The sequence below is a fragment of the Mycobacterium gallinarum genome (assembly GCF_010726765.1).
In the GTDB taxonomy this organism is placed as follows: Bacteria; Actinomycetota; Actinomycetes; order Mycobacteriales; family Mycobacteriaceae; genus Mycobacterium; species Mycobacterium gallinarum.
This window is the reverse complement of sequence record NZ_AP022601.1, coordinates 955,350-978,687: the sequence shown is the minus strand read 5'-3', so window position 1 is coordinate 978,687 and position 23,338 is coordinate 955,350. Positions and strand designations below refer to the sequence as shown.

The window sequence follows — 23,338 nt, the reverse complement described above, 5'->3', positions numbered from 1 at the left end:
TTTTCGTTGGCCTGTCATCGCAGGACTTCTGCGGCTGCGCGTGCCGCGTCGGCGGCGCCGGTCAGTTGGTCGGCCAGGTCGTCGGCCCGCTCAGGCGTGACGCTGTACGGGTTGGTTCCGCTGCCGATCGCGATCACTACCAGGCCGGGACGCGATGCGTTCGGCGCGATGTGGACCTGTGGTTCGTCGGGGGGCTTCATGCCGCACCGGTCCGCAGGATCGCGACGATACGGTCGCGCTGCTCATCAGTCTGCGGATTCGTCGAGCGTTCCATCTCGTACATGGCAGAGGCGGCGCTAACCCTTGCGACCAGGCGTTCGCTCGAAGTGCCGTCCGGAGGATCTACGTAGAGCGCCCGCGCCCGTTGCCATACCGGATCGTCGACATGGGACGCGCGAGTCGCCATTAGGCGCCACCGCCGAAGGGCTGCATCACAACGTCGTCGATCTCGTTGAGGTCGACGCGGATAAGGCGAGGACCGTTGCGGTAGCCGGTAATTCGCCCGTCTGCGATCATCTGGCGAATCGTTCTTGGCGTCACGCCGATGTACTCGGCAGCGTCCGCGATTGATCCGTACCGGCGCCGATTCGGAGTGTTCTGCACGAGGGGTTCCCTTCTGAACAGGAACAGCCGAGCGACAGATAGACCATCTGGGTCTGTTCTGTGCTCGGCTGCCGGTTCAGCAAGTCCCAGTTTGGGACTCAGCGGGTGAACCCCGGTTCGGGGTGTGCGCCGTTCGTCTCAGCTTCTACGATCTCGGCGGTCCGGGGTTCCCGGTTGGTGGTGCGCCGCCAAATCCCGCCTGTGTAGCGGGCGTGTCGCCTGTAAGCCTCAATTAGCGTCGGTGTTCGGTTGTGGTTCCGAAGGTTAACAGATTGCCGCGACACGTCGCGTAAGGCCGCGTCTCCGCGTGCCCCTCATCCGTTCGCCGCCAGCTTCGACAGCAGTGCGGCGATCTCGCGATCGCGCCCCTGCGCGGCGTGCTGATACCGCATCGCGGCTTGCGGTGTCGAGTGTCCAAGACGCGCCATCAGTTCTGCCAGGCTGGCGCCGGTCGCCGCGGCAAGGACGGCGCCAGAATGCCGTAGGTCGTGCCATCGAAGGTCGTCGCGGCCGGCCTCGGCGCGGGCTTTGTACCAGTGCCGGTAGAGCGTTGACGGCTGTAGATGCTCGCCAACTTCGTTCGGGAATATCAGCGAATCGGCTTTTCGCTCAACGTACTTCGCCAGGTGGTCTTGGATTTGCGGGATGATGTGGGGCGGGATCGCGACGTCGCGGATACCTGCGTCCGACTTTGGCGTCGTGACTGCGAACGTGCCGCCCTGCGTGCGGACCGCCGCGCGGCGAATGCGGATCACTTCGTCGCCCAGGTCGACGTCTCCGCGGCGCAGTTCGACGGTCTCGCCGAAGCGCATCGCGCACCACGACGCGAGGATGACCATAAGTCGCAGCCGTTCGGGCATAGCGGCCGTGACGGTCGCAAGTTCGTCGATGGACGCCGGTCGGATCTTGTGGACGCGTTTGGCGCGGCCCGCGCCGGTGATCCGGCAAGGATTGGAGTCGAGCAATTCGTCGTTGACGGCGCTCGTCATGATCGTGCGGAGCAGACTGTAGGCGTGGCTGCGCATGGTTGGCCGGTCGACGAGCGCGGCGGCGTGCCACTCGCGAACGTCCTTCGGCGTGATGGCGGCGATCTGGCGGGCGCCGAACTCCGGGACCAGATGGTCGTCGAGGATCGCGCAGTAGTGCTCGCGGGTGCGGTCCTTGATTGGACGTCCGGCAACCTGTCGGCCTTCCACCCACGCGGCGGCGTAGGCGCCAAACGTGATCGTCTCCCGCTTCCGCTCGGCCGTCGCGTCCCACACCCCCCGGTCGATTTCGCGACGTTTCGCGACGACGAACGCCTCAGCGTCGATCCGGGCGCCGAATGTGGACGGCGCGGCGCGGCGCGCCCCGTCCGGGCCGGTGTAGCGGACCTGGAAACGTCCCGAAGGCAGCTTGCGGATGGTGGCGAAGGACCGCTTTTCGCGGGTACGTGGCATGGCTCTCCGTGGTGGTCAGTATCGCGGCGGCGTGCCCAATACGTGCCCAATGAACCTACATCAGGTTCCATCTGGCTCCACTTGGCTCACGCGATACTGTCCATCGTGTCGCCTGTTCAGACGCCCTCTTAGCAGGTCACGGCACTGCCCCGAAAACTACGACTGGCCTACTTCAATCCCAGTATCGCGCACCACATAGCCGCTGTTCAGCGGCTATTTCTTTGCCCTGGTGCCGGGCTTTTAGAAAGTTCCAAGGTCTGCCGAGAAGACTCGGCCTGCTACGGGTGTCAGGCGATACCGAGCTGCAACGAGAGGCACAGCACCATGAAGGCAACAAAGAGAATCGCGGTCGCAGGCGCCATATCAGGCGTAATGGGTTTGGCCGCAGTTGGATTCGGGTCGGGCGCGGCGAATGCGGACCCCGGCCTGGATGACATCGCACCCCTCATTCCCGGAGGGCTCAGCGAGGACTGGCAGTCCTATCTGCCGTTGCTCGACGACGTCGCCGACGTCGGCAGCATCGCGGGACTTGGAGAGCTCGGCAACATCCCGGTCCTTGGCGACATCGGCAACATCATTCCCGCGCAGGATCTTCTGGGACTCGCAGCGGGGCTGGGTTAGACAGCCGCGCGCAACAGACACCGGCCCGCTACTACCCCCCGAGTGGCGGGCCGGCCCATGTTTCCAAGAAAGATCCAAGGCCGACGACCGATGCTGATGGCAGTCAGTCAGCCAACTCGTCGGGAGCAAGTCATGAGCATCAAGCACGCCGCCGCCGCCACCGCAGCCGTCGCATTCGTCGGGTTCGGCGCATTCGCGTCGGCTCTGACCTCGAGCGAGTCGGCCGCCACCAGCACGACACCCGAGATGGCCAGCGTCCACTCCTGGGGCGAACTTTTCGCGTCTGCCCCACAGGATGAAATCAACCGCTGAGCGCAGCACCCTCGCCCGGCCATCCGAGCAGCGTTCCCTTACGGAACGAAAGTTGCGCCGTACCGGGATCTTGGCCGGTCGTTGACTGTACAACTAGGCAAATTGGTTTGCCCTGATGATTAGGCTCCCTGCGTTCGGGCTACCTAAGTTAACGGGCCTTTCGCCTTGCATCCAATTCGCACACCCGGCGCAGGCGGCTGGCCCAGCGAAGCCCCCGCGCTGGGGTCGGGGGCTTCGCACCCAAAGCTCTGCTTCGGAAATGGTTGCCCACCTTGGTGTCGCAACGCTGTGGTTTGGGTACCTACCAGGCATGGCGAATGAAGCGCTGTTCGCGACTGCGGGCCTTTTCGGACTGTTCGTCGCCATGTTATCGGGGGCGTTGTGGGACTCACGGTTGACCGCGGTACCGATCCGCCGTACTCGGTCACACGGTCGGCATTCGTTGCCGCGCTGACACCCGCCTGACGCGTCCGTCATCGAGGCGAAAGCACTCGAGCATCTCGGGGCACCGATTACGCTCGGAAGGCCAACCCGTCAAGACGACCAAGGTGTGGGACATGATCCGCGAACTCATCGCCGCCGCTGCGATCGCCGGCGCTGCCATCGGCGCCGCTCCACTCGCTGCCGCCGACAACCTGGCGTATCCCGACACCCCCGGGCGCTACCCGTCCGACGTACCCGGCATGAACTACGACGCGCATCTCACCGCGCCGTGCACCAACCTGGAGCGGTTCACATTCGGCCGCGGCCCCGGCGGCGAAGTCCTGCAGTGCCGCTGGATCGAGAACCAGTGGCCGCCCATCTACACCGGCTTCTGGGTCGCCACCTATGAGCTGTTCGGCGTGCAGGAAATCGGCGCGCCGTGCCCTAAACCCCAAGCGGCAGCACAACATCCCGACGGACGTCCGATGCTGTGTCTGGGCAATCGAGGGTGGCAGCCCGGAATCTTCACACGCGAGGGCTTTTTCCCGAGGTAAACGCGAGGGCGTTAGCGGCGCAGCGTCTCGCTCGGCGAGTTGCCGAACTTGCGTTTGTACATACTGCTGAACCGTCCCGCGTGCCCGAAACCCCACCTGCCCGCGATGGCCATGACGGTGTCGACCGAGGGGTCGGCGGCCTGCAATTCGCGGTGCGCCCTGCTGAGTCTCAGCCCACGCAGATACTCCAGCGGCGTCGCACCGACATAGCGCCGGAACGTGTACTGAACGGATCGCGGTGTGACGTTCACGTATGCCGCGATGTCGCTCAGCGTGATATCGCGATGCGCGTTCTCGTGGATGAACGCGATCGCCTGCCGCAGCAGGACGGGTTTGGTGGTCGTCGGGTCGACTTGTTCAGAGGACATTTCGCTCGATTTATTACCCGCATACCTCGCTGTAAAACGGGCTCGACACAGATCACACCTGAGACGATCGAGCGATGACCGAACGTATCGAGGTGCCACGCACCATCCCCGCCCCCGCTGCCGACATCTTCGCTGTGTTGTGCGACCCGCAGGGGCACGTCGCGATCGACGCCACCGGGATGCTGCAGGACGCTGACGGCGATCCTGCCCACGCGGTCGGCGACAGCTTCGTCGTACACATGGATCGCGAGGCGCTCAACGACTATCCGCTCGGTAAATACGACGTCACCGTCTCCATCACCGAGTTCGAACAGGACCGGTTGATCGCGTGGACCATCTTCGGTCAACTCAAGCCGGACATCGGGCACGTCTACGGCTACCGCTTGGAACCCGTCGACGGTGGAACGCTGGTCACATCGTTCTACGACTGGTCGAACATCGACCAGCATTGGCGCGATGCCAACATCTTCCCGATTGTTTCGGAGCTCGCGTTGCGCGGCACCCTGGGCATCCTCGATCGCACGGTCAGGCGCGGCTACCCAAAGGCGTCAACCAAAGGTTGACGAATTCGGAGCGTCAACCTAGCGTTGACGCAATGACCGAGCCTTCGAAAATCACCAACCCCGTCCGCCTCGACGACCTCATCGACGTCATCAAAAAGGTGCACGACGAACCGCTCGAGCAGCTCACCGACGCGGTACTGGCCGCGGAGTCCCTCGGCGAGATCGCCGACCACCTGATCGGCCACTTCGTCGACCAGGCGCGCCGGTCGGGGGCGTCCTGGACCGAGATCGGTAAGTGCATGGGTGTGACCAAGCAGGCCGCCCAGAAACGGTTCGTCCCCAAAACTCCCAACGACGCCGACGCGCTCGATCCCAATGCCGGCTTCAGCCGATTCACCCCGCGCGCACGCAACGTCATCGTCGAAGCCCAGAACAAGGCCCACGACGCGCGGAACACCGAGATCAACCCCGACCACCTGCTCTTGGCGATGTTCGTCGACCCCGACGCACTCGCGGTGAAGCTGCTCGCCGGCCAGGCCGTCGATGCCACCAAGGTCAGCGCGGCGGTGTCGCTGCCGCCGGCAGCCGACGGCGAGTTGCCCGCGCTGACGCCGTTCGACGGCGCGGCGAAAAAAGTGCTCGAATTGACGTTCAGGCAGGCACTTCGCCTGGGCCACAACTACGTCGGCACCGAGCACATCGTGCTCGCCCTGCTCGAGGCCGAGGACGCTGACGGCCCGCTGCACCGATTGGGCGTTGACCGGGAGCGCTTCGAAAACGACCTGACGACCGCCCTGGAGCCGTTCACCAAAAGCTGACCTCACATCGCACACCGTCGCGACGTCTACAGAATGTGAAAGTGCGTCCGTTCGAAGAGGTAGTCGCCGAACACGGTGCGACGGTGCTGCGGGTGTGTCGTGCCGTGGTCGGACCATCCGACGCCGAGGACGCCTGGTCGGAAACCTTCCTTTCGGCGCTGCGGGCCTACCCGAAGCTCCCCGACGACGCGAACGTCGAGGCGTGGCTGGTGACCATCGCGCACCGCCGCGCGCTCGACGTTGGACGCGCGCGCAGCCGACGGCCCGTGCCCACCGACACCCTGCCCGACCACCCCACACCGCACGCCGATCCGGAGGCCGGAGACCCCGACCTGTGGGCGGCATTACGACAACTGCCGACCAAGCAACGCCAGGCCGTGGCCTACCACCACATCGCCGGCCTACCGTACGCCGAGATCGCCCCACTACTCGACAACTCTCCCGAAGCCGCCCGGCGCGCCGCGGCCGACGGCATCAAGGCTCTGCGAAAAATCTATTCGAAGGACGAAACACCATGAGCACCAACCTCTTCGACGAACTGCATGTCGATGACGACACGATGTCGCGGTTGCACACACGGCTCGAGCAGGCGGCAGAAGCCGACGGGGCGCTCGACGTCGCCTACCGCACGATCGACACCCCCGTCGGCACGCTACTGCTGGCCGCGACGACGGTCGGCCTGGTCCGCGTGGCCTATGACATCGAGGGCCACGACGCGGTCCTGAACAGGCTCGCCGACACCGTGAGCCCTCGGATTCTGCGCTCTCCGTCGCGACTCGAGGACGTGGCACGGCAGATCGACGAGTATTTCGCCAAGCGCCGCACCGCTTTCGAGGTCCGAGTCGATCTCCGGCTGGCCGACGGCTTCCGGCGCGCCGTCGTCGAGCACTTGCGCGACATCGACTACGGCCGGCGGGAAAGCTATGCGACCGTCGCCGCGGCGATCGGCCGTCCGCGCGCGGTCCGCGCCGTCGGCACAGCTTGCGCCCATAACCCGCTCCCGGTGGTCATCCCCTGTCACCGCGTGGTGCGCTCCGACGGGTCGGCGGGTCAGTACGTCGGCGGGCCTCTGGCCAAGTCGACACTGCTCGAACTCGAAGCCGGCTGAGGGAATGAACCGGCAGCCCCAGCCGTAGAACATCGCATGAAGCTCAACGACGCCGCCCGCCAGCTCATCGGGGCGGGCACCGACGCCATCTTGGTAACGCTCAACCCCGACGGCAGCCCGCAGGTCTCCACGATCTGGATGGCGCTGGAATCGACGCCCGAGGGCGACGAGCTCGTCTCGGCTCACCTCAACGAGTACCGGAAGACCCGCAACGTACGCCGCGATCCGCGCGTGGCGGTGACAATCCTAGGCCCCGAGCGGCCCGGCCAACTCAGGGACTATCTGACGGTCACCGGCGTCGCGCGGATCGTCGAAGGCGGTGCTCCGGAACTACTCAAGCAGCTGGCCAAGGTGATGCTGGGCAGCGACGAGCACTTCCCGCCGCCCAACGCGCCGGCCGGACTTCTCACGCGGGTGCGCATCGAGAAGATCGGCGGCTCGGGACCATGGGTGTCCTGAAGCGGCTGTAACACGTTTCAGTCTGTGCCATCATGCGTGCATGCGTCGCTGGTTCGTCCTCCTTGCCGCCATGATGGTGACCCTCGCCGGTCTCACGGCCGCGCCCGCCCAGGCTGCGCCCGACGAGGCCGAGTCCGCGCCTTCGCCCATCGGCCGGCTCGGCGAGACGCTGCAGATCAACTTCGAGGGCCTGGTCGCCAACATCACCGTCAACAGCCTGGCCCCCTCACCGATCCCGCCCGGCTTCGGCTATCCCCCGCGGGCGCCCCGGTATGAGGTGTGGCGCGCTCAGATCACCGTCAACCCCGTCAAGGTGCCGACGCCCTACGCCCAGGCGATCACGTATCAGTTCCGCGGCGTCACCGCGACGGGAGATTCCTACGAGCCGCGCAACACCGACGCACCCGACTCGCTGACACTGGCGCTGATGAACGCTCCTGCCGGTTCTACCGTCAGCGGTGGGGTCTGGTGGGACTGCTATCGCGACCTCATCTCCAATGTCATCCTGCTCGACAAGGTCACCGGTCAACACCTCGCGCAATGGAACGTGGCCTAGGTATTGCACTTTGACGTGACCCCGGCCGTCGTCGCCGATCTTCCCGAACTCGCCGACGTCGCCGCGCGCACGTTTCCGCTGGCGTGCCCGCCGTCGGCGAGCGTCGACAACATCGCCGCATTCATCGACGAGAACCTGTCCGCGGACCGGTTTCGCGGTTACCTCACCGATCCCGATCGGGCAGTGCTCGTCGTCCGTGAGGAGGCGCGAATGGTGGGCTACGCCATGCTGGTTCGCGCCGACGACGGCATCGAACTCTCGAAGATCTACGTGCTGCCCGGCAGCCACGGCGCGGGTGCTTCTGCGGCGCTGATGGCGGCGGCACTGAATACCGCCAAGGAACTGGGCGCCGAGTCAGTGTGGCTGGGCGTCAACCAACAAAACGAACGCGCGCAACGCTTTTACGCCAAACAGGGGTTCACGATCAGCGGGACCCGCACGTTCCAGCTCGGCGAAGGCGTCGAAAACGACTACGTGATGGTTCGCCCCGTCTGACCCGCTGCCGTCAGCGCAAGCAGCCGCGATGTCGCGCGGAGATACTTCTTGCGGAAACCGCCCGCGAGCATCTCCTCGCTGAAGATGGCGTCCATCTTCGCCCCGGACGCGACGACGGGGATGCCCGCGTCGTAGAGCCGGTCGGTCAGCGACACCAGCCGCAACGCGACGTTCTGGTCGTCGATCCCGTGCACGCCCGTGATGAATACCTCGGAAACACCTTCGATCAGCGTCAGGTACCGCGACGGGTGCATGGTGGCCAGGTGAGCGCACAGCGCGTCGAAGTCGTCGAGCGTCGCACCCGGTGTGCGCGCCGCACGAATCGCAACCTCGTTGTCGCGCAACGGTTCCGGAGCGGCAGGCAGATCGCGGTGTCGGTAGTCGGGTCCGTCGATCCGCACTGTCGTGAAAATCGCTGCGAGGGTGTTGATCTCGCGCAGAAAGTCTTGAGCGGCGAATCGCCCCTCCCCCAGTTGCTCGGGAAGCGTGTTCGACGTGGCCGCCACCGATACCCCGCGCTCGACGAGTTGCGACAGCAGTCGCGAGATCAGCGTCGTGTTTCCCGGATCGTCCAGTTCGAATTCGTCGATGCACACGACGACGTACTCGGCCAGCAGCTCGATGCATTCGACGAAGCCGAAGACGCTCGCCAATTGCGTCAACTCGCCGAACGTCGCGAACGCCTTGGGTTCAGGCAGCTCGTAGTACGACGACGCCAACAGGTGGGTTTTCCCGACGCCGAAGCCGCCGTCGAGATAAATGCCGACGCCGGGCAGCACCTCACGCCTGCCGAACAGCTTCTTCTTGCCCGCCCGCCGCTCGACCGCCTGCGCGCAGAACTGTTGGCAGACCTGGACCGCCGCGGCCTGCGTGGGCTCGGCAGGGTCGGGGAGATAGGTGTCGAAGCTGACGTCGGCGAACGTCGGCGGCGGGGTCAGCTGAGCGACCAGACGTTCCGGCGTGACCTTCGGATGCCGGTCGACCAAATGACCGACATCGCTGGACCCCTGCATGCACGCACCCTATCGACGTGTTGCAATGCTGTTCATGGCCGATACCACCGCTGGCGTGCAATTCACCGCGTTGGGGCCTGACGGTCCCGCGATCGACAGCGCCGACGGCCGGCTGTCCGACTTCTACGCATACCCCGACGACCTGCAGGCGTGTTGGGTCCGCGGCAACATGATCGCCAGCCTCGACGGTGCCGCCACCGCCGACGGCAAGGCCGGTGGTCTGGCCGGGGGCGGTGACCGCAGCATGTTCGCCCTCATGCGCCACAGCGCCGACGTCATCCTGGTCGGCGCCGCCACCGTCAGGGTCGAGAACTACTCCGGCGCCCAGGTGCCGCTCGCTGCGCGCCACGCCCGGCAACGCCGCGGACAGGCCGAAGTGCCGCCCATCGCGGTCGTCACGCGCACCGGCGCCCTCGACCCCGACGCCCTGTTCTTCACCCGCACCGAGGTGCCGCCGCTGATCCTGACGTGCGCCGACTCCCTCGACGACACCAGACAGCGGCTGGGCGCGGTGTCCGAGGTGCTGAACGCATCTGGGCCGCGGTCCGATTCGGTCGACAACGCGACCGCGCTGAAGCTGCTCGCCGAACGCAAGCTGTTTCGCGTGCTCTCCGAGGGCGGCCCGCTGCTGCTCAGCCAGTTGATCGAGGATGACCTGCTCGACGAACTCTGTCTGACGGTGGCGCCCATCCTGGTCGGCGGTTCCGGACGGCGCATCGCGGCAGGCGCCGGCGAGGTGCACACCAAGATGCGGCCCGCGCACCTGCTGTCCGACGACGAGGGCTACCTCTACACCCGCTATGTCCGGGCGCGTTAACGCACCGGGAGGCGTTGGGCAACGAAGATCCACCACGGCAATCAGTACTGTGGTCGGCATGCAGCGGCGTCGTCCGATACGGGTGTTGAGCACTTCAGCGCTCGTGGTATCGGTTTTTCTTGCCGGTTGCGCCCCTGGTCTGGCTGCCAATCCGCGCTTCGCCACCGATTCCGGCGCCCAACCCCAGGGTCAGCCGGAGACCACCAAGGCACCCGAGGGCCCACCACCGATCGAGCCACCCAAGAACGACCTGTCGTGGCGTGACTGCACCTCGCGGATCTCGTCCGACGCGTCGGTCCCCCCGATCGCCGGGGTGAAGTTCGATTGCGCGACCTATGACGCCGAACTCGACCCCATCAAGGGCGCTACGGGCACGATCAGCATCGGCGTAGTCCGCGCGACGACCGATGAAACCCCCGCCGACGCCGGACCGCTCGTGATGACGACGGGTTCGGATCTGCCTACCTCGATGCAGCTGCCGGTCTGGCTGACGCAGTCGGGTGCCGACGTGCTCAAGACGCGGCCCGTCGTGGCGGTCGACCGTCGCGGCATCGGGATGTCAGGTGCGCTGGACTGCCGCGATCTGTACGACCGCAACGCGATGCTCGATCAGGCCCAGTTCCAGCCGGGCGACGACCCCGTCGCCAATCTCGGCGAGATCACCCAGGCCGCGACGACGAGCTGCACCGACACCATCGCCCCTGGAGACTCGGCCTACGACAACTCGCACGCCGCCGAGGACATCGAGCGCCTCCGAAGCACCTGGGACGTACCGACGTTGGCGCTCTACGGCATCGGCAACGGCGCCCAGGTGGCGTTGGCCTACGCGGGTAGCCACCCCAACAAGGTGGCCCGGCTGGTGCTCGATTCCCCACTTCCGCTCGGCATCGCCGCCGAAGCCGCAATGGAACAGCGTGTGAAGGGCGAACAATCCGCACTCGATGCGTGGGCCGCCCAATGCGTGGCGATCAACTGCTCGTTGGGTGCCGACCCCAAGGGTGCCGTGACGGCAGTACTGAACCAGGTGCGCGGATACAACGCCAACGACGGGTCGGTAGCCACCGTCGCCGACGCGATCGCCACGGCGCTGGCGTACCCACGTGGCGATCGCATAGCCGTCACCAACAGGCTCGCCTCAGCGGTCGCCGGCGCCCGCTCTGGGGACTGGAACGCGATGAACACCCTGGTCACCGAAGCCGAGGCGTTGCGCGGCACCGACGGCCAGTTCGTCAACAGCTGCAGCGACTCACTGAACCGGCCCACCCCCGACCGGGTCCGTGAACTCGTGGTGGCGTGGGAGAAGGTCTACCCGCAGTTCGGCCAGGTCGGCGCGCTCGAGTTGGTGCAATGCCTGAACTGGCCCAGCGGCGCGGCCCCGCAGGAGCCGATGAATCTCAAGACCCCCGTGCTGCTGTTGGGTGGCCAGCACGATCCGATCGTCGGCAACGAAGGCGTGGCCGCCGTCGCGGCGACAGTGATCAACGCCGGCGCGGCCAACAGACGGGTGATATGGCAGGGCATCGGCCACGGGGCGGCCATCTACTCGTCCTGCGCACTGCCGCCGGTGACCGGCTATCTGGACAGCGGCAAGCTGCCCGAGACCGACACGTTCTGCCCCGCCTGATACCTCGGCCTGACGGGGTCGGGTACGGTTCGCTGGTGCGTGATCTTGTCTTGGCCGCCTTCCGGCCCCGCACCTCCCCGCCGGGTGTGGCCACGGTGTTGCGGTCGATCCTGTGGCCCTTGGCGATCCTGTTCATCATTCATCGCAGCTATGTCCTAGCCACCAACGGCTACATCACCGACGACTACGGACCGGTGTACCGCGCCGTCGTGAACTTCAAAATGGGCTGGGACATCTACAATGAGCACTTCAACCACGTCGACCCGCACTATCTCTACCCTCCCGGCGGCACGCTGATCATGGCGCCGTTCGGCTACCTCCCTGTCGACGCGTCGCGGTACTGGTTCATCACGTTCAACACGATCGCGATCATCCTCGCCGCGTACCTCTTGATTCGCCTTTTCGGATTCAAATTCGACTCGGTCGCACTGCCCGCTCTGCTCGCGGCGATGTTCATCAGCGAAAGCGTCGTCAACACACTGGTTTTCGGCAATATCAACGGCTGCATCCTGCTGCTCGAGGTGCTGTTCTTCCGCTGGCTACTGGACGGACAACGCAACCACGAGTGGCTGGCCGGAATCTCCATAGGTCTGACGCTGGTCGTCAAACCACTGCTGGCGCCGCTGCTGTTGATTCCGCTGCTGAACCGGCAGTGGCGGGCGTTGATCCCCGCCTTCTTGGTGCCGGCCGTGTTCAACGCGGTCGCCTGGCCGCTGGTCAAAGACCCGATGAGCTTCGTCACCCGCACCGCCAAATACATCTTCACGACGCGCGACTACTTCAACAGCTCGATCGCAGGCAACGGGCTCTACTACGGACTGCCTTTCTGGCTGATCATTCTGCTGCGTCTGGCCTTCGTCGTGCTGGCGGTGCTGTCGCTGTGGCTGCTCTACAAGTACTACCGCACCCGCGATCCGCTGTTCTGGATGTTGACCTCGTCCGGCGTACTGCTGATCACGTCGTTCCTGGTGTTGTCGCTGGGCCAGGGCTACTACTCGATGATGCTGTTCCCGTTCCTGATGACGGTCGTGCTGCGCAACTCGGTGTTGCGCAACTGGCCAGCGTGGCTGGCGATCTACGGCTTCATGAGCTCAGACCGATGGCTGCTCGGGCATTGGCCCACCACGGGTCGCTTCCTGGAGTACATGAAGTTCACCTACGGCTGGTGCCTGATGCTGATCGTGGTGTTCTGCGTGCTGTATTTCCGCTACCTGGACGCCAAGTCCGAGAACCGGCTGGATGACGGCATCGACCCGGTGTGGATGAAGGATGCGGCGAAAGAGCCGACTCCCGTGCAGAGCGGCTGACGTCGGCTTAAATTCGCTGTGACAGCAGGCTGATCGCATACGATTAGCTCGCGCGCAGGCGGGTCACGGGAGGCGATGCGAATGCCGTTGATCCCCGACGATCCGTCAGCGATTACCGCCGGCTGGCTCAGCGAAGTGCTCGAAGCCGACGTGTCTGCATGCAAAGTCGAGCAGATCGCCATCGGCGTCGGCCTGCTGGGCCGACTGTTCCGGGTGCACCTCGAGGGCGGGACCGATGTTCCGGAAACGGTCGTCGTCAAGCTGCCGACGCTGGACGTGACGGCGCGGGTGAACCTCTGCGAAGAGCTCGAGTGCTACCTGCGTGAGGTCCGGTTCTACCTAGAAATCGGCACCGCCAACCCGCTGCCTCCGGCGCGGCCCTACTTCGCCGCCTTCAACGAGAACACGCACGATTTCGTTCTCGTGCTCGAGGATCTGGCCCGACTGCGAAACGCCGATCAGCTCATCGGATGCAACGCCGGGGATGCGGAAACAGTCATCGATGCACTGGCCCGGCACCATGGTCACTGGTGGGACAACGATCGGCTGTCCTCGCTGCACTGGCTGAAGCCCTTCACCGCGCCACCCTTCACCGACGTCATCGTCGACAACTACCGGGCTGCATGGCCGAAATTCCTCGAGATCACGGGGTCCGACCTGTCCCCTCCGATGCGCCGCTTCGGCGAGCGGTTCGCATCGTTGATGCCATGGCTGATCGGGGAGTTCAGCCGTGGACCCCTCACTTTCCTGCATGGCGACCCGCGGCTCGACCAGCTGTTCTTCGCCGTAGAGGACGACGACCCACCGGTGACCGCCTTGGACTGGCAAATCACGGCAAGGGGCCGGGGCGCTTGGGATGTCAGCTACTTTTTGACTCAAAGCCTCACTCCCGAGACGCGGCGCGACGTCGAGGACGAGCTCATCACGCGCTATTCCAGACGTCTCGCAGAACACGGAATCGATTACCCCAGTGCTGAATTGCGACGTGACTACCGGCTGACGACGGCTTGGTGCTTCATCTACCCGGTGATGGCAAGTGGCCGAATCGAAATTGTCAACGAACGCAATATGGAGCTGGCGCGCACCATGCTCAGTCGTTCCGTGGCGGCCATCGAAGACCATGACTGCCTGTCGCTGAGACCAGACTGACGATGGCCGAGAGCCGCCGCAACTGCGCCTCGTGTGGCGCACATAACGAAGAGGACGCCCGCTTCTGCGAGGCTTGTGGCGCCTCGCTGGCCCGGATCTGTGCGACGTGCGGCGTGGAAGCCAGTGCGACAGCGCGTTTCTGCCGTGGCTGCGGTGCGCCGCTCGGTCAGTCGACGGGGGTACCCGACACACCGGACGCAGCCCCGGTGCGCAAGACCGTCACGGTCATGTTCGCCGATCTTGCGGGTTCGACGAGTTTCGAGGAACGCGTCGACGCTGAGACGGCACGTGAGGTCATCGGCGACTACCACGATCTCCTGAGGAGGGTCGCGCAGCGTCATCGGGCAGGCGTGACGAAGTACATCGGCGATGGATTCATGGCGGTGTGGGGTGTCCCCGAGATCGGGCCCGAGGACGCCGTACGTGCGGTCGACGCCGCCGTAGAGTTACAGGAACGCTTCGTCGGGCTTGCTACCCGGGTCACCGAAAACCACGGGGTCGAACTCGCATTGCGGGTCGCGGTGAACACCGGTGAGGTCGTGGTCGGGGTCGGCGATGCCGACCTCGTCGGAGACGCGCTGAACGTCGGGGCCCGCCTCGAGTCCGAATGTCCGCGTGGAGGTGTCGTGGTGGGCGAGGAGACCTGGCGCGCGACCCGTGGACATTACGATTACGAATCGCTTGGCGAGGTGCAGGTCAAGGGCCGCAGCGCTCCGGTTGCCGTCTACCAGTGGCTCGGGCGCCGGTCCGATTCGACTGACGCGGCTCCCTTCGTCGGCCGACGTTCTGAACTCCAGCGCCTTCAGACCGCGATGAATGGTGCGTTATCGGCACGAAGCGCCCGGTTGGTCACCGTCGTCGGTGACCCTGGTGTCGGAAAGAGCCGGCTTGCCGCGAAATTCACCGTCGCACAGACCGGCGCGCGGGTGATCGAGGCCCGATGTGATCTCGAAGGCACCGTCGCGATGGCGCCGCTGATCGAGATACTCAGAGCAGTTGACCTCGAAACCGAAATCCCCGCAGGGGTTCCCGAGCGAGACCGGCTGCTGCGGGACCTCGGCGGATTGGCCACCGGCGAAGCAGGATCAGTCGAGGAGAACTTCTGGGCGCTGCGACGGTTCGTCGAAGTGCTAGCAACAGAAGGGCCCACCGTGCTGGTCCTCGACGACATCCAGTGGGCCGACACCCTGTTGCTCGACTTCATCGAGCACCTCATGGAGTGGACGGCGGACGTGCCGGTGTTCGTGCTGGCGCTTGCCAGACCCGAACTGCGTGAACTGCGGCCCGAACTCGTCAGCGTGGGCAGGTTCGTCTCCGAGGCTGTCCATCTCAGCGGGCTTGATCCCGATGCGACAGCCGAACTGGCCGCCAACGTACTCGGAGCCGCACAGCTGCCCGACGAGTTGCTGCGACGACTCCCCTCGTCCACCGGTGGCAATCCGCTCTTCGTGCGGGAGCTGGTCGGGATGCTCGCCCATGACGGGGTGCTCATCGAAGAGCAGGCCGGCTGGCGCCTCACGATCGACGTCGACGCCATCGCGGTACCCCCGACAATCCATGCGCTGCTCGCCTCACGGTTGGAACGCCTCGCAGCCGCAGACAGACGTATCCTCGAAATCGCCTCGGTGGTCGGCAGCGAGTTCTCTATCGGCGCGGTCCGCGCACTCGCCGGCGGCAGCGGAGCGGGAGTCACGTTGTCCCTCAACCGTCTTCGCCGACTCGAGCTGGCGCAGCCGAGCGGAGCCTACATCGGCGACGAAGCTGTCTGGCGATTTCACCACGTGCTGATCCGCGACGTCGCCTACCGCCGCCTGCTGAAATCGGACCGCGCCGATCTGCACGAGCGACTTGCCCAGTGGGTCGAAACCGGCGGACAGAGTGTGGCTTTCGACTCTGACGAGATGATCGCCAGGCATCTCGAAGCCGCCCATTCATATCGGAGCCAGCTCGGCCCGCTCGACAGCCGTTCGCACGAGCTGGCCGTTCGGTCCGCACAGCACTACGCTGCGTCGGCACGGCGAGCCCTTGACCGCGACGAACTGGTTTCTGCGGGAACGCAGGCCGCTCGCGGCGCAGCGCTGGCGGCGTCCGACGAGACACTGCATGCTGATCTGCTGCTGATCGGATGCGAGGCGTTCCTGTCCGCAGGCGACGTTACGGCGGGTGCGCCCCTGGTCGACGAACTCGAACGCATCGCCGACGACGCACTCGCCCCGTGGGCGACGTGCTACCGCTGCCAGTTCGTCATATACACCGATCCGGAACGGCTACTTGAAGTCGAAGCACGACTACACGAGGCCATCGACGAGTTCGGCCGTCGCACAGATCACGCCGGACTTGCCAAGGCGCACCGGGTTCGGGCAGGCGCGCGCGGACGCCTCGGGCGGATCGGCGCCAGCGAAATCGACCTTTTCGAGGCACTCATCGCTGCCCGCGAAAGCGGTGACCACCGGCAGATCACCGCGGCGTTGGGGGCGGCTCCGGGCGCCGCACTGTGGGGTCCGAGTCCGGTACCGAAAGCGGGGGGCCGATGCCTGGATGTGGTGCGCATGCAGCGGATGACGACGGCCGCACCCTCGCTGGAGGCTACGTCGTTGCGTCACCTCGCCGTCCTGGAACTGCTCAGAGGACGGCCGGACAAAGCCAGGACGATGCTTGCGAATGCCCGCCAGGTGGTCGCTGACCTCGGCCTGCGCCACGGGGTCATGGAAACCGAACTGTTCGCGGGCATCATCGAATCGATGGAGGGCGACCCCGTCGCTGCCGAACCCCACTTCCGGACCGCGCTGGAAGGCCTGGACGCTCTCGGCGTCGGCGCCGACGCGGGTCAGGCTGCGGCCCTTCTCGCCCGTTCCGTTCTGGCCCAGGGGCGGCTGGAGGAAGCCGACCGGCACGCCGCCGAGAGTGAGCGCCTCGCCGGTCGCAATTTGAAGACGGCTATCGCGTGGCGCGCGGTGCGAGCCGAAATTTTCGCCGCGCAGGGCCGCCACGCTGACGCGGTCGCGATGGCGCGCGAGGCGGTGGCGGTCGCCGCGGGAACAGACCTGGTGCTCGACCACGCCGAGGCCTGCCTGGCGTTGAGTAGGGTGCTCGCCACCGCAGGAGATACCAAGGGCGCCAACAGTGCTCGTGATGACGCCGAAGCGCTGTACGCGGCGAAGGAGGTGACGGCGCGCGTCGGACGAGCGGATGAGCTCGCGGTGTCACGACCAGCGACCGATGTCGATACGGGATCACGTCGCCTGGCGGTGTCGAATCAGTCCAGCGAGGTCATGCCTGATTACATCCGAGCCCTTCAGACCCATGACATCGACGGCGCCCTCAGACATTTCTCGCAAGAGTTCGTCTATGAGGATCATCGACGACTGAGCGGCGGGCCCATTGTAGGACTCGGCGCCATTCGGCCGACGCTCGAGCGCATCTCCGAGCAATACACACGATTTGATTTCCACGTTGTGGCGGTTCGTGGCCAGCATTCGCATCTGATGTGGGAGCGCCGATCTGACGATGATGGGAACGAAACAACCAATCTTTACGTGACTGAGACCGGTGATGACGGCCTCGTGCAGTTCCACGCTCGTTTCGACGAGGACGATTTCGAAGGCGCATATCGCGAACTGGACCGCCGCTATTACGCCGGCGAAGGCGCGGAGTTCGCCGAAGGCGGTGCCACTGCCGCCGAATGGACAGTGGCGTTTAACCATCTCGACTACGACACGTTGTTCAACGAGCTCACTGCGTCCGACTTCCGCGTCGAGAATCGTTCACGCTCGGCATTTCCCGACAGATCGGCGAGTGAGTATCGCACCACGCTGGAAGAACTCGACGCCATGGTGGATTCGGTGCGCGGCTGGATATCGGTAATGCGATGGTTCTCGCCGAATTACTGCGTCGCACGCTGTGTGCGGGATGCCGTCGGACACGACGGCGAGCAGTTCACGTGGAACTTTCTCATCGCATTCGAGTTCCGTGATGGCCGTGTTGCGTCGATGTGCGAGTTCGAGATCGACGACGAGGAAGCGGCATTCGCCTATGTCGCGAACAAGGTGCGGGCGAGCACCGACAGACTGCGGATCAGCAACCGCGCCAGCGAGCTCGCCGAAGTCGCGTCACAGGCGCTGCAGGCGCATGATGTCGATGCACTCCGCGTCGATCCGTCGGAAAACTTCGTGTACGACGACAGGCGGCGGATCAGCGGTGACCCGATCGAGGGGGCAGCTGACCTCCATGCCGCGACTGAGCGCATTCTCCGCAGTTATCCGCACACCGAGTGGCGGACGATGGCGGTACGCGGCGATCGATTGGAGATGCACTCGAGTCGCCTGTGGGACGACGCCGGCAACGAAGCAATAACCCTCAACGTCATGGAGTTCGACGACGCCGGGCGCCTCGAATACTTCGGGCGGTTCGACGAGGACGACTTCGAAGGCGCTTACCGCGAGCTCGACCGCCGCTACTACACCGGCGAGGGCGCACCGTACGCCGAAGCCGGCGTAGTCGGGACAGAATGGGTGATCGCCGTCAGCCGCGGGGACTATACGAAGGCGTTCGGCGAACTCATCGAACCCAACGCGGGCTTCGAGAACCGTTCACGCTCAGCGTTTCCCGATCCATTGGTCAGCGACCGCAAGGAGAGTTACGAAGACCTGAGCAACATGGTCGCCGCGACACGCTCGTGGCCGTCGGTAATTCACTGGCTGTCGCCAACCCTAGCCATCGGCCGGTTCGAACGCGAAGCCATTGGGCGCGACGGCGAGCGGTATTCATGGGTTTGGATACTCGTCACCCAGTCCCGGGGCGGACGCCTCGGTTCCAGTTGCCTGTTCGAACTCGACGATGAGGACGCGGCCTTCGCGTACGCCGAGGAACGGATGCAGTCGGGTCGCACCCGGCTCGCGGTGAGGAACCAGTCATCCGAGACCATCGACGGGTTCTTAGACAGGATCCGGGCGCATGACGTCGCGGGCGCCACCGCCTTCTACCAGGAACACTTTGTATACGACGATCGTCGACGCCTCAGCGGCGATCCGGTCAAGGGCCGTGACGCAATGCGCGAAGGTATTACGCGCGTGTTCGAGCACTACTCAGAATTTGCCTTTCGTGTGCTCGCGGTTCGCGGTCGGTGTTTGCATCTCGTCTGGAATCGCCTGTCCGACCGTGATGGGAACGAGTCCACGACCTTCCATGTCGTGGAGGTCGGTGACGACGGCAAGATCACGTACCACGGGCGTTTCGACGACGATGATTTCGATGGCGCATCCCGCGAGCTCGACAGACGTTACTACGCCGGTGAAGGTGCACCTTTCGCAAAGAACGGGCTGCCAGCCAGCGAGGCGCCGAGGGCGATGAGCCGCGACGACTTCGACATGCTCTTCAGTGAACTCGCCTCCCAAGACCTGCGCGTCGAGACCCGCTCCCGCCGAGCATTTCCCGACCGCACGGCCAACGATCTTCGCGCTGGATTCGAAGAACTCAACACGATGGTCACGTCGACGCGAACATGGAATTCCGTAGTGGCATGGTTGTCCCCGAACTGCAGCGTCACCCGGCTTGAACGGGAGGCGACCGGTGCCGATGGCGAGACGTACCAATGGTCGATGATTCTGGTCACCGAGCATCGCGACGGACTCGTCACCTCGATATGCGAGTTCGACCCCGACGACGAGGACGGTGCGTTCGCCTGTGCCGAGGAACTGGTGCGGGCGCAGTCCGGCCGGCTTGCGGTGCGCAACCAGTCGTCCGGAACCATCGACGGGTTCTTGGGCGCGATGCGGGCGCATGACGTCGAGCGCGCGATCGCCCACTACTCGGACGAGTTTGTGTACGACGATCACCGGCGACTCAGCGGTGACCCCATCGAGAGCCGCGATGCGATGCGCGCGGGTATTGCACGCCACCTCGCACAGTTCACCGAATACCAGTTTGATGTCGTGGCGGTTCGGGGTGAGCGCCTGCATCTTGTCTCAAGTGTTGCGTCCGACATGGACGGCAACAGCACCAGCGGTCTCACCGTGTTCGAGGTCGACGACGGCCTCATCGTCTATCACGGACGCTTCGACGAAGACGACTTCGATCGCGCCTACCGCGAATTCGAGCGGCGCTACTACGCCGGTGCAGGCGCCTCCTTCGCGCGATCCGCTGCCACCGCGACCCAGGCGATAATCGCACTGAACGCCAACGATTTCCATCTGCTGCTCGGTGAGCTCTGCACGCCCGACATGCGCGTCGAGAACCGAACCAGGTCAGCTTTCCCGGAGGGCTCCGTCACCGACTTGCGTACCAGTTTCGGGCAACTGGGCTCAATGGTGACGTCGATGCGGACCTGGCTGTCGGCGGTGACGTGGCTGTCACCGGACTGGGCTGTCGTCCGTTTCGAACGCGACGCCGTCGGCAGCAACGGCGAGCGGTATTCGTCGACGCGCGTGCTGATGATCGGTTTCCGCGACGGCCGGATGGCGTCGATGTGCCAGTTCGAGCTCGAAGACGAGGATGCCGCATTTGCCTACGCGGAAGAAAGGGCACAGGCGACCAGCAGCCGGCTCGCGCCCACGAACCGCGCCCGTGAGACGGTGTTCGGGATCCTCGACGCCGGCCGCGCCAAGGACGTCGACTCCATGTCCGCGGCATACGACGACGCGTTCGTCTACGACGATCGACGCCACATAAGCGGCGACCCGATCCGCGATCCCGCTACTCTGCGTCGAGTCCAGGAGCAAATCGTCGAGCAGTACAGCAATTTCGACGGGCGCACTATTGCGGTGAGAGGCGAACGCCTCCATCTTGGCTGGGGCCGTTGGTCGAGCGACTCCGGGTTCGAGACCACCCATCTGTATTTGCACGAGGTTGACGGTGGCGGACGGATTGTCTACGAAGGACGCTTCGACGAAGACGACTTCGACGGTGCCTACCGCGAATTGGAACAGCGTTACTACCGCGGTGAGGGGGCGGAGTTCGCCGCAGGAGGCCTCACGACAACCGACTACTCGATCACCGCGAATCAGGGGGACCTCGACCGGTTGTTCGGGGAACTCACCGCTGCCGGCTTCCGCGTCGAGAACCATACTCGCTCAGGCTTCCCCAATCGGTCGGCCGCCGATTTTCGCGCTAGTCTCGACGATTTGAGCAACATGATGGAATCGGTTCGGACGTGGTCCTCCGCCATCTGCTGGCTGTCCCCCACCTGGAGTGTGGCTCGACAGGAGCGCGAGGCTGTCGGTCAAGGTGGTGAACTTTTCTCATGGACGCGTCTCATGGCGAGCGAGGTCGTCGACGGCCAGGTCAAGTCGATCGCTGAATTCGAGCCTGACGACGAGGATGCGGCGTTTGCCTACGCCGAGGAAAAGGTGCGAGCGAACCCGAGCAGGCTCGCCGTTGTCAACCGAGCAAAGCGGACGTGGGATTCAATCGATCGAGCGGGTCAGGCTCGCGATCTCGATGGATTGGCAGCGTTCTACTCGAAATCACTTGTCTACGAGGATCGGCGGCGATTGAGCGGCGGCAAGATCGAGGACATGCGCACGGCCTTCGAACGAGTTGCCCAGGACTACACACAGCTCGACATGCGCTCACTAGCAGTACGGGGTGAACGCCTGCACCTCGGATATGGCCTCTATCGAAACGACTCGGGCTTCGAATCAAGCTCCTTATGGGTGCATGAAGTCGACGACGAAGGGATCATCGTCTATCTGTGCCGTTTCGACGAAGACGACTTCGAGAGCGCCTATCGGGAACTGGAGGAACGCTATTACGCGGGAGAGGGCGTGGCCTTCGCCGCGGTCGGAACGACACCGACCGAGGTCGTGATCGCACTCAACCGTGGCGACTTCGACAAAGTTTTCGATGAGCTCGCCGTCTCGGACGCCCCCGTGGTGAATCGGTCGCGGCTGCCGTTCCCCGATCGCTCGGCCGACTTCCTTCGCACTAGCTTTGCCGACCTGGAAGCGATGGTCACCTCGACGCGGACGTGGTTCTCCGCGCTGTGCTGGGTCTCCGAGGTGTGGACTGTCGTCCGCTTTGAGCGAGAAGCGGTCGGGGCAGACGGCGAGCAGTACGCGTGGACGCATCTCGTCGTGCTCGAAATCCGCTGCGACCGCATCGCGTCGATGTGCGAGTTCGAATTGGACGACGAAGACGCTGCTTTCGCGTACGTCCAAGATCGGATACTCGAAACCCCCAGCCGACTGGCCGTCGATAACCGCGCCAGCCGAGTTTGGCAATCCGTCGGAGACGCGATGAACGCTCACGACGCCGATGCCGTTGCCGCTCGTTTCTTCGACTCATACGTGTACGACGACCACTGGGCTCTGGGCGGGGATACGCCCGGTGACATCAGGGCGGGGCTCGAGCGGGTCTTCGAGCAGTACTCGCATTTCGAGGGACGTTGCCTGGCCGTGCGGGGTGACACCGTGCAGCTGGCGTCGGCTCACTGGTCGAATGACGACGGCTACGAGACCGATTACCTGCACGTCACCGAAATCAACGACGACGGCTTGATCGTCTACTACGGCCGCTTCGGTGAGGACGATTTCGAGAACGCCTACCGCGAGCTCGAGCGGCGATATTGCAGTGGAGAAGGCGCAGAATTCGCTGAGGTGGCGGCAGTGGGGGCCGAATACCTGATCGGATTGAACAAAGGCGACTTCGACCGAGTCTTCACCGAACTCACCGCTCCCGGCATGATCGTCGAAAACAGGACACGGTCTGGATTCCCGGACCGCTCGGTGACCGAGTTCCGCGCGTCATATGAAGAACTGTCCGAGGTCGCCGGTCCCTCTCGGTCGTGGAACGCCGCCGAGTGCTGGCTCTCGACCACATGTGGGGTCGTCCGCAGCGAGCGGGAGGCTCGCGGCCACGACGGCGGGCACTATGCGTGGACCAGATTGATTGTCTTCGAGTTTGGGGACGGTCGGTGCACGCACATATGTGAATTCGAGCCCGACGACGAGGCAGCAGCGTTCGCCTACGCCGAGGAACGAGTACGTCAGGCGCAACAGCGCTAGCGTGGAGTCAGTGTCAGGGTGGGGTCACCGCTTCTTGCGGTGGTTGGATCCTTTACACCTGGTGTCTGGCTCATAGCGTGGGTGCCGCCTTCGGGTTGGCGAGCATGCGTTTTGCCGGCATCAGGTGTGAAGGACCGGCCGGCGTGACTTGATAGGAGCGTGGCACCGCC

21 protein-coding genes are annotated in these 23,338 nt (G+C 64.7%); 15 read left to right on the top strand and 6 right to left on the bottom strand.

Annotated features, from left to right (window positions below; translation table 11 throughout):
* Nucleotides 1-14: 14 nt before the first annotated feature.
* The 4 genes from G6N42_RS04835 to G6N42_RS04820 all read right to left on the bottom strand — a co-directional run bounded on the left by G6N42_RS04835 (nucleotide 15) and on the right by G6N42_RS04820 (nucleotide 2,042).
* Nucleotides 15-200: a hypothetical protein gene (locus G6N42_RS04835; protein ID WP_163726804.1), complete on the bottom strand. Its 186-nt coding sequence runs from the start codon at nucleotides 198-200 to the stop codon at nucleotides 15-17.
* Nucleotides 197-406, bottom strand: coding sequence for a hypothetical protein (locus G6N42_RS04830; protein WP_163726801.1), 210 nt, complete (start codon nucleotides 404-406; stop codon nucleotides 197-199). Before G6N42_RS04830 ends, G6N42_RS04835 begins: the two co-directional genes overlap by 4 nt.
* Nucleotides 406-603 carry a helix-turn-helix domain-containing protein gene (locus G6N42_RS04825; protein ID WP_064893541.1) on the bottom strand — a complete coding sequence of 66 codons (198 nt, stop codon included), beginning with the start codon at nucleotides 601-603 and terminating at the stop codon, nucleotides 406-408. The genes G6N42_RS04830 and G6N42_RS04825 overlap by 1 nt, the downstream gene beginning before the upstream one ends.
* Nucleotides 604-917: 314 nt before the next feature.
* Nucleotides 918-2,042, bottom strand: a complete 1,125-nt coding sequence (locus tag G6N42_RS04820) for a tyrosine-type recombinase/integrase (protein WP_163726798.1) — start codon at nucleotides 2,040-2,042, stop codon at nucleotides 918-920.
* Nucleotides 2,043-2,366: 324 nt separating this feature from the next.
* Here G6N42_RS04820 and G6N42_RS04815 point away from each other — a divergent pair, with 324 nt between their 5' ends.
* From G6N42_RS04815 to G6N42_RS04805, 3 genes are all read left to right on the top strand, one after another.
* Nucleotides 2,367-2,663 carry a hypothetical protein gene (locus tag G6N42_RS04815; RefSeq protein WP_163726795.1) on the top strand — a complete coding sequence of 99 codons (297 nt, stop codon included), beginning with the start codon at nucleotides 2,367-2,369 and terminating at the stop codon, nucleotides 2,661-2,663.
* A gap of 132 nt (nucleotides 2,664-2,795) precedes the next feature.
* Nucleotides 2,796-2,975: a hypothetical protein gene (locus G6N42_RS04810; protein ID WP_163726793.1), complete on the top strand. Its 180-nt coding sequence runs from the start codon at nucleotides 2,796-2,798 to the stop codon at nucleotides 2,973-2,975.
* Between the two features lie 557 nt (nucleotides 2,976-3,532).
* Complete coding sequence (locus tag G6N42_RS04805; protein WP_163726789.1) at nucleotides 3,533-3,952, top strand: hypothetical protein; 420 nt, start codon at nucleotides 3,533-3,535, stop codon at nucleotides 3,950-3,952.
* Nucleotides 3,953-3,963: 11 nt separating this feature from the next.
* Here the strand turns inward: G6N42_RS04805 and G6N42_RS04800 are convergent, their stop codons facing one another.
* Nucleotides 3,964-4,320: a helix-turn-helix domain-containing protein gene (locus G6N42_RS04800; RefSeq protein WP_163726786.1), complete on the bottom strand. Its 357-nt coding sequence runs from the start codon at nucleotides 4,318-4,320 to the stop codon at nucleotides 3,964-3,966.
* 74 nt (nucleotides 4,321-4,394) lie between these two features.
* Between G6N42_RS04800 and G6N42_RS04795 the strand changes: the two genes are divergently transcribed.
* The 7 genes from G6N42_RS04795 to G6N42_RS04765 are packed head-to-tail and all read left to right on the top strand — an operon-like array spanning nucleotide 4,395 to nucleotide 8,259.
* Nucleotides 4,395-4,883: an SRPBCC family protein gene (locus G6N42_RS04795; RefSeq protein ID WP_163726783.1), complete on the top strand. Its 489-nt coding sequence runs from the start codon at nucleotides 4,395-4,397 to the stop codon at nucleotides 4,881-4,883.
* A gap of 32 nt (nucleotides 4,884-4,915) precedes the next feature.
* Nucleotides 4,916-5,641 carry a Clp protease N-terminal domain-containing protein gene (locus tag G6N42_RS04790; protein ID WP_163726780.1) on the top strand — a complete coding sequence of 242 codons (726 nt, stop codon included), beginning with the start codon at nucleotides 4,916-4,918 and terminating at the stop codon, nucleotides 5,639-5,641.
* 35 nt (nucleotides 5,642-5,676) lie between these two features.
* Nucleotides 5,677-6,159, top strand: coding sequence for an RNA polymerase sigma factor (locus G6N42_RS04785; protein WP_174262016.1), 483 nt, complete (start codon nucleotides 5,677-5,679; stop codon nucleotides 6,157-6,159).
* Nucleotides 6,156-6,749: a methylated-DNA--[protein]-cysteine S-methyltransferase gene (locus tag G6N42_RS04780; protein ID WP_163726776.1), complete on the top strand. Its 594-nt coding sequence runs from the start codon at nucleotides 6,156-6,158 to the stop codon at nucleotides 6,747-6,749. The genes G6N42_RS04785 and G6N42_RS04780 overlap by 4 nt, the downstream gene beginning before the upstream one ends.
* 36 nt (nucleotides 6,750-6,785) lie before the next feature.
* Nucleotides 6,786-7,208, top strand: coding sequence for a PPOX class F420-dependent oxidoreductase (locus G6N42_RS04775; protein WP_163726774.1), 423 nt, complete (start codon nucleotides 6,786-6,788; stop codon nucleotides 7,206-7,208).
* A 40-nt stretch (nucleotides 7,209-7,248) separates the two neighbouring features.
* Complete coding sequence (locus G6N42_RS04770; RefSeq protein WP_163726772.1) at nucleotides 7,249-7,764, top strand: hypothetical protein; 516 nt, start codon at nucleotides 7,249-7,251, stop codon at nucleotides 7,762-7,764.
* Between the two features lie 3 nt (nucleotides 7,765-7,767).
* A complete protein-coding gene (locus G6N42_RS04765) occupies nucleotides 7,768-8,259 on the top strand; it encodes a GNAT family N-acetyltransferase (RefSeq protein WP_232076074.1) in 492 nt (163 codons plus the stop codon).
* Here G6N42_RS04765 and zapE read toward each other — a convergent pair.
* Nucleotides 8,235-9,272: a cell division protein ZapE gene (zapE, locus tag G6N42_RS04760; protein WP_163726770.1), complete on the bottom strand. Its 1,038-nt coding sequence runs from the start codon at nucleotides 9,270-9,272 to the stop codon at nucleotides 8,235-8,237. The two genes, G6N42_RS04765 and zapE, sit on opposite strands and share 25 nt — an antisense overlap.
* A 25-nt stretch (nucleotides 9,273-9,297) precedes the next feature.
* Here zapE and G6N42_RS04755 point away from each other — a divergent pair, with 25 nt between their 5' ends.
* From G6N42_RS04755 to G6N42_RS04735, 5 genes are all read left to right on the top strand, one after another.
* Nucleotides 9,298-10,089 carry a pyrimidine reductase family protein gene (locus G6N42_RS04755; protein ID WP_163726768.1) on the top strand — a complete coding sequence of 264 codons (792 nt, stop codon included), beginning with the start codon at nucleotides 9,298-9,300 and terminating at the stop codon, nucleotides 10,087-10,089.
* Nucleotides 10,090-10,147: 58 nt separating this feature from the next.
* Nucleotides 10,148-11,713, top strand: coding sequence for an alpha/beta hydrolase (locus tag G6N42_RS04750; RefSeq protein WP_163726766.1), 1,566 nt, complete (start codon nucleotides 10,148-10,150; stop codon nucleotides 11,711-11,713).
* 35 nt (nucleotides 11,714-11,748) lie between these two features.
* Nucleotides 11,749-13,020, top strand: coding sequence for an arabinofuranan 3-O-arabinosyltransferase (aftC, locus tag G6N42_RS04745; protein ID WP_174262014.1), 1,272 nt, complete (start codon nucleotides 11,749-11,751; stop codon nucleotides 13,018-13,020).
* A gap of 81 nt (nucleotides 13,021-13,101) precedes the next feature.
* Nucleotides 13,102-14,169 carry a protein kinase family protein gene (locus tag G6N42_RS04740; RefSeq protein ID WP_163726763.1) on the top strand — a complete coding sequence of 356 codons (1,068 nt, stop codon included), beginning with the start codon at nucleotides 13,102-13,104 and terminating at the stop codon, nucleotides 14,167-14,169.
* 2 nt (nucleotides 14,170-14,171) lie between these two features.
* A complete protein-coding gene (locus G6N42_RS04735; RefSeq protein ID WP_163726761.1) occupies nucleotides 14,172-23,168 on the top strand; it encodes a nuclear transport factor 2 family protein in 8,997 nt (2,998 codons plus the stop codon).
* Nucleotides 23,169-23,338: the final 170 nt, after the last annotated feature.